Origin of the sequence: Acinetobacter higginsii (genome assembly GCF_000369845.1) — a bacterium.
GTDB classification, from domain to species: Bacteria; Pseudomonadota; Gammaproteobacteria; order Pseudomonadales; family Moraxellaceae; genus Acinetobacter; species Acinetobacter higginsii.
Map to the genome: position 1 here is coordinate 111,365 of NZ_KB850213.1, position 12,866 is coordinate 124,230.

The following is a 12,866-nucleotide window of genomic DNA, read 5'->3' on the forward strand; positions in this document are numbered from 1 at the left end:
TTATATAAGGATATGCATCTATGACTTGGAAATTGCAAGCCATTACAGGTGAATTTACGGGGCAAGAACTGAATGTCGAACGTGACATGTTGGTGGGGCGACACCAAGATGCTGATATTTTGTTGCAATCAGCGGATATCTCGCGTCGTCATGCAGCTTTAGTGTTAAAAGATAATCAGCTTTGGGTACAAGATCTCAATTCGTCAAATGGTACATTTATCAACGATGTGCGTGTTGAGCAGGAAACCGAATTACATGATGGCGATATCGTACAATTTGCAAGCTTTGTATTCTCTGTACTTGCGCCAGCGACAGCTGAAATTGAATTACCTGAAATTGAGATTGAGCCTGTAACGGCTGCATCACATGATCAAGGTATGCCAAGCATTGCTGAGCGAGCAGTTGAAACACCGATCAGTCGTGATGGTATGCCACAACAGGTTGGTATTCCAAAACCTGCTCCAATTCCAGAAGGTGTGAGTGTTCAGGTGGTTCCTGAGCCACAGCCTGTCGCGATTGATGAGCCAGTTTCACGCGTTGCTCAGGAAAAAGAGCAACAAAAGAACGCTTCTGTTGGTTTGATTTCGATTATTGTACTGATCATTTTAGCAGTGATTGCTTGGCTGTTCTTTAAATAATCGGGCGAAGCTTTTACAATCAAGGCATGCCCACGTTGGTATGCCTTTTTCATTTCTTGGGTCGAAATATATGTCTGTTGCTCAGTTACAAAGCCGTAATTTAGTTTTATTTGATCTGGATGGAACATTGGTAGATTCCGCCGCTGATCTATATCGAGCGATGAATTTGAGTTTGGAAAAACTGGGCTTCGCGACAGTGACTGAAGCGCAAGTTCGTGTTTGGGTCGGAAAGGGTGCAGCTAAACTATGTGAGGCTGTGTTGGAGCATTTGTTTGGGCACGTTAGTGCGCAGCAGCAAGAACAACTCCTCAGTACATTTGTTGACGTCTATGCTCAGGAACTCTGTGTAAATACTCAAGTCTATGAAGGGGTTCTGCCTTTTTTAGACTATTGTCAAAATCATGATATTGCTATGGCATGTGTCACCAATAAGCCTGAACATTTAGCGAAAGGCATTTTGGATATTCTGCAATTGAGTCCTTATTTTAAAATGGTTGTTGGTGGTGATAGTTTAGCTGAACGTAAACCACATCCTTTGCCATTGTTGCATTGCGTGCAAGCTCAGAATACGACAACGTCCGCAACATTGATGATTGGTGATTCAAGTAATGATGTTGAAGCGGCAAGACGCGCAGGTATTGATTGTATTGTGGTCAGCTATGGCTATAATCATGGAGAGAGTATCTATGACTGCCAGCCACAACAAGTGGTCGATCGTTTGGTGGAATTGGTTTAAGCAGATTGAATAAGGAGATAGGCATGAAGATGGTTATGGTTTTTCGATGGCGGGCTTGAGATAGCACTAAAGAAACAACGCACAGAAATTAAAACCATAGAGAAGATTCATGACCACATTCGTACAATTTGAACAATTAAAAGCAGCAGGCTATAACACCATTCCTGTTTACCGCCAACGTTTAGCGGATACTGAAACCCCACTTTCTGTTTTTGCACGTTTTAAACAACAAAAACAAGCTTATCTATTTGAGTCTGTCGAAGGTGGGGAAAACTGGGCGCGATATTCGATGATTGGCCTAGGGGAATCGACTGTTTTTTCATGCAATGCAGGTGTACTCACCATTCAACAGGCAGATGGTACGGTTAAACAGCAAGATTGTGCTGATCCCTTTGACTATATACGTGAGTTTCAAAGCCAGTTTAAAGTCCCTACTCAAGTTGAATTACCTGATCTACCAAGCTTTACTGGAGGATTGGTGGGCTATTTAGGCTATGACGCTGTACGCTATATTGAACCAAAACTGAAAAACGTGCCTGCTGTTGATCCTGTAACGCTACCCGACCTTTGGTTGATGCTCTCTCAAACCGTGATTGTGTTTGATAATTTAAAAGATACCTTATTTTTAATTCATCATGCCGATGTGAATCAGCCTGATGCTTATGCTCAAGCTCAGCAAAAGCTGGATCAGCTTGAGCAGTTACTCGCAATACCCGTCAGCTTGCAAGCGAAACCACATACTGCACCGCATTTTGAATCGATCACAGGCAAAGCAAAATTCCTTGAGACGGTTGAAAAGGTCAAAGAATATATTCGTGCTGGAGATGTGATGCAGGTAGTGCCTGGTCAACGTATGGTGTCTGATTTTGATGGTGAGGCATTGCAGGTTTACCGTGCATTACGCCATTTAAATCCATCGCCGTATTTATTCTTGGTACAAGGACAAACCTTAACGGATCAAAAGCCGTTCCATATTGTGGGTTCGTCACCGGAAATTCTTTCTCGCTTAGAAAATGGCATCGCAACAGTACGCCCTTTGGCGGGTACACGCCCGCGTGGTAAAACCAAAGAAGAGGATCTTGCTTTGGAGCAAGATCTATTGGCGGATGAAAAAGAAATTGCAGAACATTTGATGTTGATTGACCTGGGTCGTAATGATGTGGGACGTGTTTCTAAAATTGGGAAAGTGCAAGTCACTGACCGTATGGTGATCGAACGTTATTCACATGTCATGCATATTGTCTCTAATGTACAGGGTGAAGTCCGTGATGATGTCGATGCTTTGGATGTGTTTAAAGCAACATTTCCAGCGGGGACGCTTTCAGGTGCACCAAAAATTCGTGCCATGGAAATTATTGACGAAGTTGAGCCTGTGAAACGTGGTGTATTTGGCGGTGCTGTTGGATATTTAGGCTGGCATGGTGAAATGGACATGTCGATTGCGATTCGCACTTGTGTAATTCGTGATAAAAAGGTCTATGTACAAGCAGGAGCAGGGTTAGTTGCAGACTCAAATCCTGAATCTGAATGGAATGAAACCCAAATAAAAGCTCGCGCAGTGATCAAAGCGGTTGAATTATCGTCAAACGGATTGATTTTATGAGTTTTTAGCGATTTTTTTGAAAAAAGCACTTGCATCGATTCAGAGTTTTGCTAAACTGCACACCGTTCCGATACGAAACGTACGAAACACTAAGAAAGAGCCGGCATAGCTCAGTTGGTAGAGCAACTGACTTGTAATCAGTAGGTCCACAGTTCGAATCCGTGTGCCGGCACCATCTTAAAAGTGTGGTAGTATGAAGTGAAAGAACAGCACTGTGTAAGTGTGATATGGTGAGATTCCCGAGCGGCCAAAGGGGGCAGACTGTAACTCTGCTACGAAAGTTTCGAAGGTTCGAATCCTTCTCTCACCACCATCTAACTTCGATTGAAGTGGTCAGTACCAACATGCGGGAGTAACTCAGTTGGTAGAGTGGCAGCCTTCCAAGCTGCATGTCGCGAGTTCGATCCTCGTCTCCCGCTCCATCGAAGATGTCGCTCTTATAGCTCAGTGGTAGAGCACTCCCTTGGTAAGGGAGAGGTCTCGAGTTCAAATCTCGATAAGAGCTCCAGATATACAGTTTAGTGGTTATTCCACAAGTTTTTAAAGAAGCAGGCTATTATAGTCTGCTTTTCAAGTATTAGGTGTCTAGTTTTTTAGGCGAATGTCGATAAAGAAGGTTTTTCAGGGTTGTTTTTCTCTAAACTGGTGTCGACGTAAACGAGGAAAATCAAAATGGCTAAGGCTAAGTTTGAACGTAATAAACCACACGTAAACGTGGGTACAATTGGTCACGTTGACCATGGTAAAACAACTTTAACTGCTGCGATTGCAACTATTTGTGCAAAAACTTACGGCGGTGAAGCGAAAGATTACTCACAAATCGACTCAGCTCCTGAAGAAAAAGCACGTGGTATTACAATTAATACTTCACACGTAGAATACGATTCTCCAATCCGTCACTACGCTCACGTAGACTGCCCGGGCCACGCCGATTATGTTAAAAACATGATTACTGGTGCTGCTCAGATGGACGGCGCGATCCTTGTATGTGCTGCGACTGATGGTCCAATGCCACAAACTCGTGAACACATCCTTCTTTCACGTCAGGTTGGTGTACCTTACATCATCGTATTCTTGAACAAGTGTGACCTTGTTGATGATGAAGAATTACTTGAATTAGTAGAAATGGAAGTTCGTGAACTTCTTTCTACTTATGACTTCCCAGGTGATGACACTCCAATCATCCGTGGTTCAGCGCTTCAAGCATTAAACGGTAACGATGGTCCTTATGGCGAGAAAGCTGTAATTGACTTAGTTGCTGCACTTGACTCTTACATCCCAGAGCCAGAACGTGCTATCGATAAAGCATTCTTGATGCCAATCGAAGACGTATTCTCTATCTCAGGCCGTGGTACAGTAGTAACTGGTCGTGTAGAAGCTGGTATCGTAAAAGTTGGTGAAGAAGTTGAAATCGTAGGTATCAAAGATACGGTTAAAACTACAGTAACTGGCGTAGAAATGTTCCGTAAATTGCTTGACGAAGGTCGTGCAGGCGAGAACTGTGGTGTTCTTCTTCGTGGTACTAAGCGTGAAGACGTACAACGTGGTCAAGTACTTGCTAAACCAGGTACAATCAAGCCGCACACTAAATTCGATGCAGAAGTATACGTACTTTCTAAAGAAGAAGGTGGTCGTCATACTCCATTCCTTAACGGTTACCGTCCACAGTTCTACTTCCGTACAACTGACGTAACTGGCGCGATCAAATTACAAGATGGCGTAGAAATGGTAATGCCTGGTGACAACGTTGAGATGTCAGTAGAGTTAATCCACCCGATCGCAATGGACCCAGGTCTACGTTTTGCGATCCGTGAAGGTGGTCGTACTGTAGGCGCTGGTGTTGTTGCTAAAGTAACTGCATAAGCCCAATACCATGTGTTACACTCAAATCGAAAGCTCCGGCTTTCGATTTGCACGTTAGGTCAGTAGTTCAATTGGTAGAGCGTCGGTCTCCAAAACCGAATGTTGGGGGTTCGAGTCCCTCCTGGCCTGCCACTTTTTTTAAATAAAAAAGCTTAATTCTGGCTGAGTTGTCATATAATAAGTCGCGAATTCTACGACGAGTAAAAAAATGTCGAATGATAAATCGCGTGACGCATTAAGCGACGCGCCAATCCCTCAAAGAAATAATGTTGCAGAAGTTGTAAGTTCTGGCTCACCGCTAGATGTTGTCTTGTGGTTGATTGCTATAGCTTTATTAGTCGGTTCAGCATTGGTAAATCAGCATTTACCTGCCTATTGGGCACCAGCAAATGATATTTGGGTGCGTGTTGGGGTGATTTTGGCTTGTGTCGTAGTCGCTTTAGGTTTATTATACGCCACCCATCAAGGCAAAGGCTTTGTGCGTTTATTGCAAGATGCGCGAATTGAACTGCGTCGAGTGACCTGGCCAACAAAACAAGAGACGATCACGACATCGTGGCAAGTTCTCTTAGTTGTACTTGTTGCATCATTGGTTTTATGGTGTTTCGACTACGGGTTAGGTTGGTTTATTAAGTTAATTATTGGGTAAGAACGCGATGAAACGTTGGTATATTATTCATGCCTATTCAGGCTTTGAAAAACAAGTGATGCGTTCGCTTAATGATCGAATTCAGCGTAGTACTGTTGCTGAAAGCTTTGGTGAAGTCCTTGTCCCTACTGAAGAAGTAGTGGAAATGAAGGATGGTAAGAAGCGTAAGTCTGAGCGTAAATTCTTTCCTGGCTATGTATTGGTCGAAATGGAAATGAATGATGATACTTGGCACATTGTAAAAGAATGTCCAAAAGTTCTTGGTTTTATTGGTGGTACACCAGAGAAACCAGCGCCGATTTCACAACGTGAAGCTGATGCGATCCTTGCTCGTGTGCGTAATACAGGTGAAGCACCTCGTCCTAAGACGATGTTTGAACCTGGTGAAGAATTGCTCGTTGTTGACGGTCCGTTCACTGACTTTAAAGGGGTCGTGGAGGAAGTTCAATACGAAAAGTCACGTTTAACGTTGACGATTAATGTATTTAATCGACCAACTCAGGTTGAACTCGAGTTTCGCCAAGTCGAAAAAACGATTTAATCTGCGTCGGTTGAGAAGCGCCCGATCTGATCGGGCATTGTTGTTCTAACACTTCGGTGTTGTTTAATTTTTTGGGGAGCCTAACGGCGTCTGTACCCAGAGGTAATTTTCAATGGCTAAGAAGATTGACGGCTATATCAAGCTGCAAGTTCCAGCTGGTAAAGCGAATCCATCTCCACCAATTGGTCCTGCTTTAGGTCAACGTGGTGTAAACATCATGGCATTCTGTAAAGAATTCAATGCTGCTACACAAAAACTTGAAGTTGGTTTGCCAATTCCTGTCGTGATCACTGTGTACAACGATAAGTCGTTCACTTTCATCATGAAAACTCCACCTGCATCTATTCTTCTTAAGAAAGCTGCTGGTATTCAAAAGGGTTCTTCTGTACCTAACAAAACTAAAGTTGGTAAGTTGACTCGTGCTCAGTTAGAAGAAATCGCGACTACTAAAGAACCAGACTTAACTGGTGCTGATTTAGACGCTCGTGTGCGTACCATTGCTGGTTCTGCACGTTCTATGGGCTTGGAAGTGGAGCTATAAGACATGGCAAAGTTAACTAAACGTCAAAAAGCCATTGCTGCTGCTGTAGAAGCAAACAAAGTTTACACTTTGGAAGAAGCAGTACAAGTTCTTAACAGCCTTCCAGCTGCGAAGTTCAAAGAATCTTTAGATATCGCTGTAAACCTTGGTGTAGACCCACGTAAATCTGATCAGGTTGTTCGTGGTGCTACAACTTTACCTGCGGGTACTGGTAAAACTGTACGTGTTGCAGTATTTGCTCAAGGTGCTGCTGCTGAAGCTGCGAAAGCTGCTGGTGCTGATATCGTTGGTTTTGATGACCTTGCTGAAAGCATTCAAGGTGGAAACCTTGATTTCGACGTAGTGATTGCTGCTCCTGATGCAATGCGCGTTGTTGGTAAGCTTGGTACGATTCTTGGTCCACGTGGCTTAATGCCAAACCCTAAAGTGGGTACAGTAACTCCTGACGTTGCTAACGCGGTTAAGAATGCTAAATCTGGTCAAGCACGTTACCGTGTAGACAAAGCGGGTATCATCCACGCTGCGATCGGCCAACTTGGCTTTAGCGAAGAAGCTGTACGTCAAAACGTTGAAACTTTAATTGCAGACTTGAAAAAGTTAAAGCCTGCAACTTCTAAAGGTGTATACGTTAAAAAGATCACTTTGAGCTCAACTATGGGTCCTGGTTTGATCGTTGACGTAAGCAACGTTTCTAAGTAATTAGTAAGAATTTTGAAGCCTTAGATTTTCTCTTTGAGGAAGTCTAAGCAAACTTTGAATTGATAAATGAATGTTTATCAGCGTCAAAGACCTCAGGCGAAAAATATTTTCGAATGTTTTTCTTAATCATCCAGTCTGAGTAGACGCGGTGGTGTGATTTGTTGCTCCTCCGCGTGTAAGTCTGAATAGGGCTTACGAATTGGGAGTGCACTCGTATGAGTGCATAAATCACCGTTAGGAGGTTTTACGATGGCTCTTCTTATCGAAGACAAAAAACAGATCGTTGCTGAAGTAAGTGAAATTGCTTCTACAGCGTTCGCTGCCGTTGTTGCTGACTACCAAGGTTTAACTGTTGAGCAATTAACTGCTCTTCGTGTTGAAGCTCGTAAACTAGGTGTTGCTACACGTGTTGTACGTAATACTTTAGCTAAACGTGCTCTTCAAGATACGCCATTCGCTATCTTGAATGACGACCTTGTTGGTCCAACAATCTTAGCATTCTCAACTTCTGAAGACGACATGGGTGCGGCTGCACGCTTGTTCGAAGAATTTGCTAAAACTAATAAAGCATTTGAATTAAAGGCTGCTGCATTTGAAGGCAAACTTTATCAAGGTGCTGACGTTAGCGTTATCGCGAATCTTCCGAACCAAGAAAAAGCGCTTACTATGCTTGCCTCTGTTCTTCAAGCTCCTATTTCGAAATTGGGTCGCTTACTTACAGCGCTTCAAGAGAAAAACGGGTCAGAAGCTGCTTAAGCTTAAATCTACTTTCACACCATTCAATATCCATTTGGAGTTACTCTCATGGCTTTAACAAACGAAGAAATCTTAAACGCAGTTGCTGAAAAAACTGTTCTTGAACTTGTTGAACTTATTTCTGCTTTCGAAGAAAAATTCAACGTATCTGCTGCTGCTGTAGCTGTTGCTGCTGGTCCAGCTGCTGCTGCTGTTGAAGAACAAACTGAATTCAACGTTGAGTTGACTTCTTTCGGTGCTAACAAAGTTGCTGTAATTAAAGCAGTTCGTGAAGCTACTGGCCTTGGTCTTAAAGAAGCTAAAGATCTTGTTGAAGGCGCTCCTGCAGTTCTTAAAGAAGGCGTTTCTAAAGAAGAAGGCGAAGAACTTAAGAAGAAGCTTGAAGAAGCTGGTGCTACAGTTACACTTAAGTAATGCTGTAGGGAGTCGATTTTTTGAAAATCGGCTCCAAAAAATGGCTGATGGCTCTTGGGTCATCAGCCTTTTTGCGTTACAATAATCGGCTCGTTTTTTGTTAGTTTTACGTTTAACGTGCGTATTATTTAAACAAAATACATAAAATCAAACGCTTACCAATATTTTTTTGCTTATAAAAATATTGTTAAGCGTTTTAATACCACTAAAAATTGCAGCATTTGTAAACAGTGGTGGCCATATCGGCCTGCGTAATTCCTTCTAGACCCGTTCTGCAGGCGGGTTTAGTTTACTTTCCGAGGACTCCAGATGGCATACTCATATACCGAAAAGAAACGGATCCGTAAGAATTTTGGTAAATTGCCCCACGTAATGGAAGCACCGTACTTACTTTCGATTCAGGTCGATTCGTACCGTACATTCTTACAAGGCGGTAAAACTCCAAAAAATCGCGAAGATATCGGTCTCCAAGCCGCATTTCGTTCAGTTTTTCCTATTGAAAGTTATTCTGGCAATGCTGCTTTAGAATTTGTTGAGTATAGTCTTGGTAAGCCTGAGTTTGACGTACGTGAATGTATTTTACGTGGTTCAACTTATGCAGCACCAATGCGCGTAAAAATTCGTTTGATCATTAAAGATCGTGAAACGAAATCAATTAAAGACGTTCGTGAACAAGAAGTTTACATGGGTGAAATGCCACTCATGACCGATAACGGTACTTTCGTTATCAACGGTACAGAGCGTGTAATCGTATCTCAATTACACCGTTCACCAGGCGTATTCTTTGACCATGACAAGGGTAAAACCCACTCAAGCGGTAAAGTGTTGTATTCAGCACGTATTATTCCTTACCGTGGTTCATGGTTAGACTTTGAATTTGATGCTAAAGATTTAGTCTTTGTACGTATTGACCGTCGTCGTAAATTATTGGCAACGGTGGTTTTACGTGCCTTAAATTACAGCAATGAACAGATCTTGAATTTGTTCTACGAAAAAGTGCCTGTATATCTTGATATGGGTAGCTATCAGATTGACCTTGTTCCAGATCGCTTACGTGGTGAAATGGCGCAATTTGATATCTTGGACAATGATGGTAAAGCGATCGTTGAACAAGGTAAACGTATTAATGCACGTCACGTACGTCAAATGGAAGCTGCTAACTTAGCGAAGCTTTCTGTACCTGATGAATATTTATATGAGCGTATTACAGCTGAAGACATTCCATTGAAAAATGGCGATGTGATTGCTGCGAATACCGTGCTTAGCCATGAAATCTTGGTGAAATTGGCTGAAGGTGGTGTTAAACAATTTAACATCCTATTCACCAATGACATCGACCGTGGTTCTTTCGTTGCAGATACATTACGTGCAGATACGACAACAGGCCGTGAAGAAGCGCTTGTTGAAATCTATAAAGTAATGCGTCCAGGTGAGCCACCAACAAAAGAAGCTGCTGAAAACTTATTCAACAACTTGTTCTTCTCTTCTGAGCGTTATGACCTTTCTCCAGTGGGTCGTATGAAGTTCAACCGTCGTTTGGGTCGTCCTTACGAAGTCGGTACTGATCAGAAGTCGCGTGAAGTTGAAGGTATTTTATCGCACGAAGATATCATCGATGTACTGCGTACATTGGTTGAAATCCGTAACGGTAAAGGTGAAGTCGATGATATCGATCACTTGGGTAACCGTCGTGTACGTTCTGTTGGTGAAATGACAGAAAACCAATTCCGTGTTGGTTTAGTCCGTGTTGAACGTGCTGTTAAAGAGCGTTTAAGCCAAGCAGAAACAGATAACTTGTCTCCGCAAGATTTGATCAATGCAAAACCAGTTGCTGCTGCAATCAAAGAATTCTTTGGTTCAAGCCAGTTGTCTCAGTTCATGGATCAAAACAACCCATTGTCTGAGATTACACACAAACGTCGTGTATCTGCGCTTGGCCCTGGTGGTTTGACACGTGAACGTGCGGGCTTTGAAGTACGTGACGTACATCAAACTCACTATGGTCGTGTTTGTCCAATTGAAACGCCTGAAGGTCCAAACATTGGTTTGATCAACTCGCTTTCTGTTTATGCAAAAGCAAACGATTTCGGTTTCTTGGAAACACCTTACCGTAAAGTTGTTGATGGTCGTGTAACTGATGATGTTGAATATTTATCTGCAATTGAAGAAGTAGGGACTGTCATTGCACAGGCCGATTCTGCTGTTGATAAAGATGGTCACCTGACTGAAGAAATGGTTTCTGTACGTCATCAAGGTGAATTCGTACGTATGTCGCCTGAGCGCGTAACACATATGGACGTTTCTGCACAGCAGGTTGTTTCTGTTGCAGCATCATTGATTCCATTCCTTGAACACGATGATGCGAACCGTGCATTGATGGGTTCGAACATGCAACGTCAGGCTGTTCCTACCTTACGTGCTGACAAGCCGCTTGTTGGTACTGGTATGGAAGCAAACGTAGCACGTGACTCTGGCGTGTGTGTGATTGCTGACCGTGGTGGTGCGATTGAATATGTAGATGCATCTCGTATCGTGATTCGTGTAAACGAAGATGAAATGATCGCGGGTGAAGCGGGTGTAGATATCTACAACCTGATCAAATACACACGTTCAAACCAAAATACATGTATCAACCAAAACGTTATCGTCAACTTGGGCGACAAAGTTGCTCGTGGCGATATCTTGGCTGATGGTCCATCGACTGATATGGGTGAACTTGCGCTTGGTCAAAACATGCGCGTCGCGTTCATGACATGGAACGGTTATAACTACGAAGACTCGATCTTACTTTCTGAGCGTGTACTTCAAGAAGACCGTTTAACCTCGATTCACATTCAAGAATTGTCATGTGTAGCGCGTGATACTAAGTTAGGTGCAGAAGAAATTACTGCCGATATTCCTAACGTAGGTGAAGCTGCACTGTCTAAGTTGGATGAGTCTGGTATTGTTTATATCGGTGCTGAAGTAACTGCTGGTGACATCCTTGTTGGTAAGGTAACGCCTAAAGGTGAAACTCAGTTAACACCTGAAGAAAAACTACTTCGTGCAATCTTTGGTGAAAAAGCTGCTGACGTTAAAGACTCTTCTTTACGCGTTCCATCTGGCACTAAAGGTACTGTGATTGACGTTCAAGTCTTCACGCGTGATGGTTTGGAAAAAGATGAACGTGCTCAAGCAATTGAGAAAGCTCAGCTTGATGCATACCGTAAAGACTTGAAAGAAGAATACAAAATCTTCGAAGAAGCAGCACGTGAACGTATTGTTCGTTTGTTGAAAGGTCAAGAGTCTAACGGTGGCGGTTCAACTAAACGCGGTGATAAACTTGCTGAAGACGTATTGTCTGGTTTAGAGCTTGTTGATTTACTTGAAATCCAACCGACTGATGAAGCAATTGCAGAGCGTCTAACTCAAATTCAAGTGTTCTTGAAAGAGAAGAGCTATGAAATTGATGAGAAGTTTGCAGAGAAGAAGCGTAAACTTTCTACAGGTGATGAATTAACCACTGGCGTATTGAAAGTTGTTAAGGTTTACCTTGCGGTTAAACGTCGTATCCAGCCTGGTGATAAGATGGCGGGTCGTCACGGTAACAAAGGTGTTGTATCAAACATCTTGCCTGTTGAAGACATGCCGCACGATGCGAATGGTGTGCCAGTCGATATCGTATTGAACCCATTGGGTGTACCGTCACGTATGAACGTGGGTCAGATTCTTGAGACTCACTTAGGTATGGCGGCCAAAGGTCTTGGCGATAAACTTGAAAAAATGTTGAAAGAACAACGTACAGTGTTAGAACTACGTGACTTCTTAGACAAGATTTATAACAAGGTCGGTGGTGAGCAAGAAGAGCTTGATAGCTTAACTGATGCCGAAATCTTGGCGCTTTCAGGTAACTTACGTGCCGGTGTTCCATTAGCAACACCTGTATTTGATGGTGCTGAAGAAAGCCAGATCAAAGACTTACTTGAATTAGCAGACATCTCACGTACAGGTCAAACGGTATTGTTTGACGGACGTACAGGTGAGCAGTTTGATCGTCCTGTAACTGTAGGTTACATGTACATGCTCAAATTGAACCACTTGGTTGATGACAAGATGCATGCGCGTTCAACAGGTTCTTACTCACTTGTTACACAACAACCGCTTGGTGGTAAAGCACAATTCGGTGGTCAGCGTTTCGGTGAGATGGAAGTATGGGCACTTGAAGCATACGGTGCAGCATATACACTCCAAGAAATGCTCACTGTGAAGTCGGATGACGTCGAAGGTCGTACACGTATCTATAAGAATATTGTAGATGGTAACCATTATATGGATCCGGGTATGCCTGAATCGTTCAACGTATTGACCAAAGAGATCCGTTCTTTAGGTATCAACATTGAACTGAAAAATGGTGACTAAAAAATCTCCCCCAACCCCTCTTTAAGAA

The 12,866-nt window shown here is 42.9% G+C and carries 11 protein-coding genes and 5 tRNA genes; all 16 read left to right on the top strand.

Features of this window, described 5'->3' with window-relative positions:
* Window positions 1-20 precede the first annotated feature (20 nt).
* Window positions 21-638, top strand: coding sequence for an FHA domain-containing protein (locus F885_RS13445; protein WP_005314855.1), 618 nt, complete (start codon window positions 21-23; stop codon window positions 636-638).
* Window positions 639-708: 70 nt separating this feature from the next.
* Window positions 709-1,374, top strand: coding sequence for a phosphoglycolate phosphatase (locus F885_RS13440; RefSeq protein WP_004802217.1), 666 nt, complete (start codon window positions 709-711; stop codon window positions 1,372-1,374).
* Window positions 1,375-1,483: 109 nt separating this feature from the next.
* A complete protein-coding gene (gene trpE, locus F885_RS13435) occupies window positions 1,484-2,977 on the top strand; it encodes an anthranilate synthase component I (protein ID WP_005314857.1) in 1,494 nt (497 codons plus the stop codon).
* Window positions 2,978-3,076: 99 nt separating this feature from the next.
* Window positions 3,077-3,152: transfer RNA gene (locus F885_RS13430), tRNA-Thr, on the top strand.
* Between the two features lie 54 nt (window positions 3,153-3,206).
* Window positions 3,207-3,290: transfer RNA gene (locus tag F885_RS13425), tRNA-Tyr, on the top strand.
* Between the two features lie 33 nt (window positions 3,291-3,323).
* A tRNA-Gly gene (locus F885_RS13420) sits at window positions 3,324-3,399 on the top strand.
* An 11-nt stretch (window positions 3,400-3,410) separates the two neighbouring features.
* A tRNA-Thr gene (locus tag F885_RS13415) sits at window positions 3,411-3,485 on the top strand.
* Between the two features lie 164 nt (window positions 3,486-3,649).
* Window positions 3,650-4,840 carry an elongation factor Tu gene (gene tuf, locus F885_RS13410; RefSeq protein ID WP_004802222.1) on the top strand — a complete coding sequence of 397 codons (1,191 nt, stop codon included), beginning with the start codon at window positions 3,650-3,652 and terminating at the stop codon, window positions 4,838-4,840.
* 56 nt (window positions 4,841-4,896) lie between these two features.
* Window positions 4,897-4,972 (top strand) — tRNA-Trp (locus tag F885_RS13405).
* Between the two features lie 76 nt (window positions 4,973-5,048).
* Window positions 5,049-5,489 (top strand): preprotein translocase subunit SecE, encoded by a 441-nt coding sequence (gene secE, locus F885_RS13400; protein WP_004802225.1) that lies wholly within the window; start codon window positions 5,049-5,051, stop codon window positions 5,487-5,489.
* Window positions 5,490-5,496: 7 nt separating this feature from the next.
* Window positions 5,497-6,030: a transcription termination/antitermination protein NusG gene (gene nusG / locus F885_RS13395; RefSeq protein WP_004802226.1), complete on the top strand. Its 534-nt coding sequence runs from the start codon at window positions 5,497-5,499 to the stop codon at window positions 6,028-6,030.
* A 112-nt stretch (window positions 6,031-6,142) separates the two neighbouring features.
* Complete coding sequence (gene rplK / locus F885_RS13390; protein ID WP_004637639.1) at window positions 6,143-6,571, top strand: 50S ribosomal protein L11; 429 nt, start codon at window positions 6,143-6,145, stop codon at window positions 6,569-6,571.
* A gap of 3 nt (window positions 6,572-6,574) precedes the next feature.
* Window positions 6,575-7,270 carry a 50S ribosomal protein L1 gene (rplA, locus tag F885_RS13385; protein WP_004656290.1) on the top strand — a complete coding sequence of 232 codons (696 nt, stop codon included), beginning with the start codon at window positions 6,575-6,577 and terminating at the stop codon, window positions 7,268-7,270.
* A 249-nt stretch (window positions 7,271-7,519) separates the two neighbouring features.
* Window positions 7,520-8,026: a 50S ribosomal protein L10 gene (gene rplJ / locus F885_RS13380; RefSeq protein ID WP_004802230.1), complete on the top strand. Its 507-nt coding sequence runs from the start codon at window positions 7,520-7,522 to the stop codon at window positions 8,024-8,026.
* 48 nt (window positions 8,027-8,074) lie between these two features.
* Window positions 8,075-8,440, top strand: coding sequence for a 50S ribosomal protein L7/L12 (gene rplL / locus F885_RS13375; protein WP_004802232.1), 366 nt, complete (start codon window positions 8,075-8,077; stop codon window positions 8,438-8,440).
* Window positions 8,441-8,749: 309 nt separating this feature from the next.
* Window positions 8,750-12,838: a DNA-directed RNA polymerase subunit beta gene (gene rpoB / locus F885_RS13370; RefSeq protein ID WP_004802234.1), complete on the top strand. Its 4,089-nt coding sequence runs from the start codon at window positions 8,750-8,752 to the stop codon at window positions 12,836-12,838.
* The last annotated feature ends 28 nt before the right edge of the window (window positions 12,839-12,866 follow it).

Coding starts and splice junctions, on each gene's coding strand:
- tuf (WP_004802222.1), top strand. CDS start 3,650: ATGGCTAAGGCTAAGTTTGAACGTAATAAACCACACGTAAACGTGGGT.
- secE (WP_004802225.1), top strand. CDS start 5,049: ATGTCGAATGATAAATCGCGTGACGCATTAAGCGACGCGCCAATCCCT.
- rpoB (WP_004802234.1), top strand. CDS start 8,750: ATGGCATACTCATATACCGAAAAGAAACGGATCCGTAAGAATTTTGGT.
- rplK (WP_004637639.1), top strand. CDS start 6,143: ATGGCTAAGAAGATTGACGGCTATATCAAGCTGCAAGTTCCAGCTGGT.
- rplL (WP_004802232.1), top strand. CDS start 8,075: ATGGCTTTAACAAACGAAGAAATCTTAAACGCAGTTGCTGAAAAAACT.
- trpE (WP_005314857.1), top strand. CDS start 1,484: ATGACCACATTCGTACAATTTGAACAATTAAAAGCAGCAGGCTATAAC.
- F885_RS13445 (WP_005314855.1), top strand. CDS start 21: ATGACTTGGAAATTGCAAGCCATTACAGGTGAATTTACGGGGCAAGAA.
- rplA (WP_004656290.1), top strand. CDS start 6,575: ATGGCAAAGTTAACTAAACGTCAAAAAGCCATTGCTGCTGCTGTAGAA.
- nusG (WP_004802226.1), top strand. CDS start 5,497: ATGAAACGTTGGTATATTATTCATGCCTATTCAGGCTTTGAAAAACAA.
- F885_RS13440 (WP_004802217.1), top strand. CDS start 709: ATGTCTGTTGCTCAGTTACAAAGCCGTAATTTAGTTTTATTTGATCTG.
- rplJ (WP_004802230.1), top strand. CDS start 7,520: ATGGCTCTTCTTATCGAAGACAAAAAACAGATCGTTGCTGAAGTAAGT.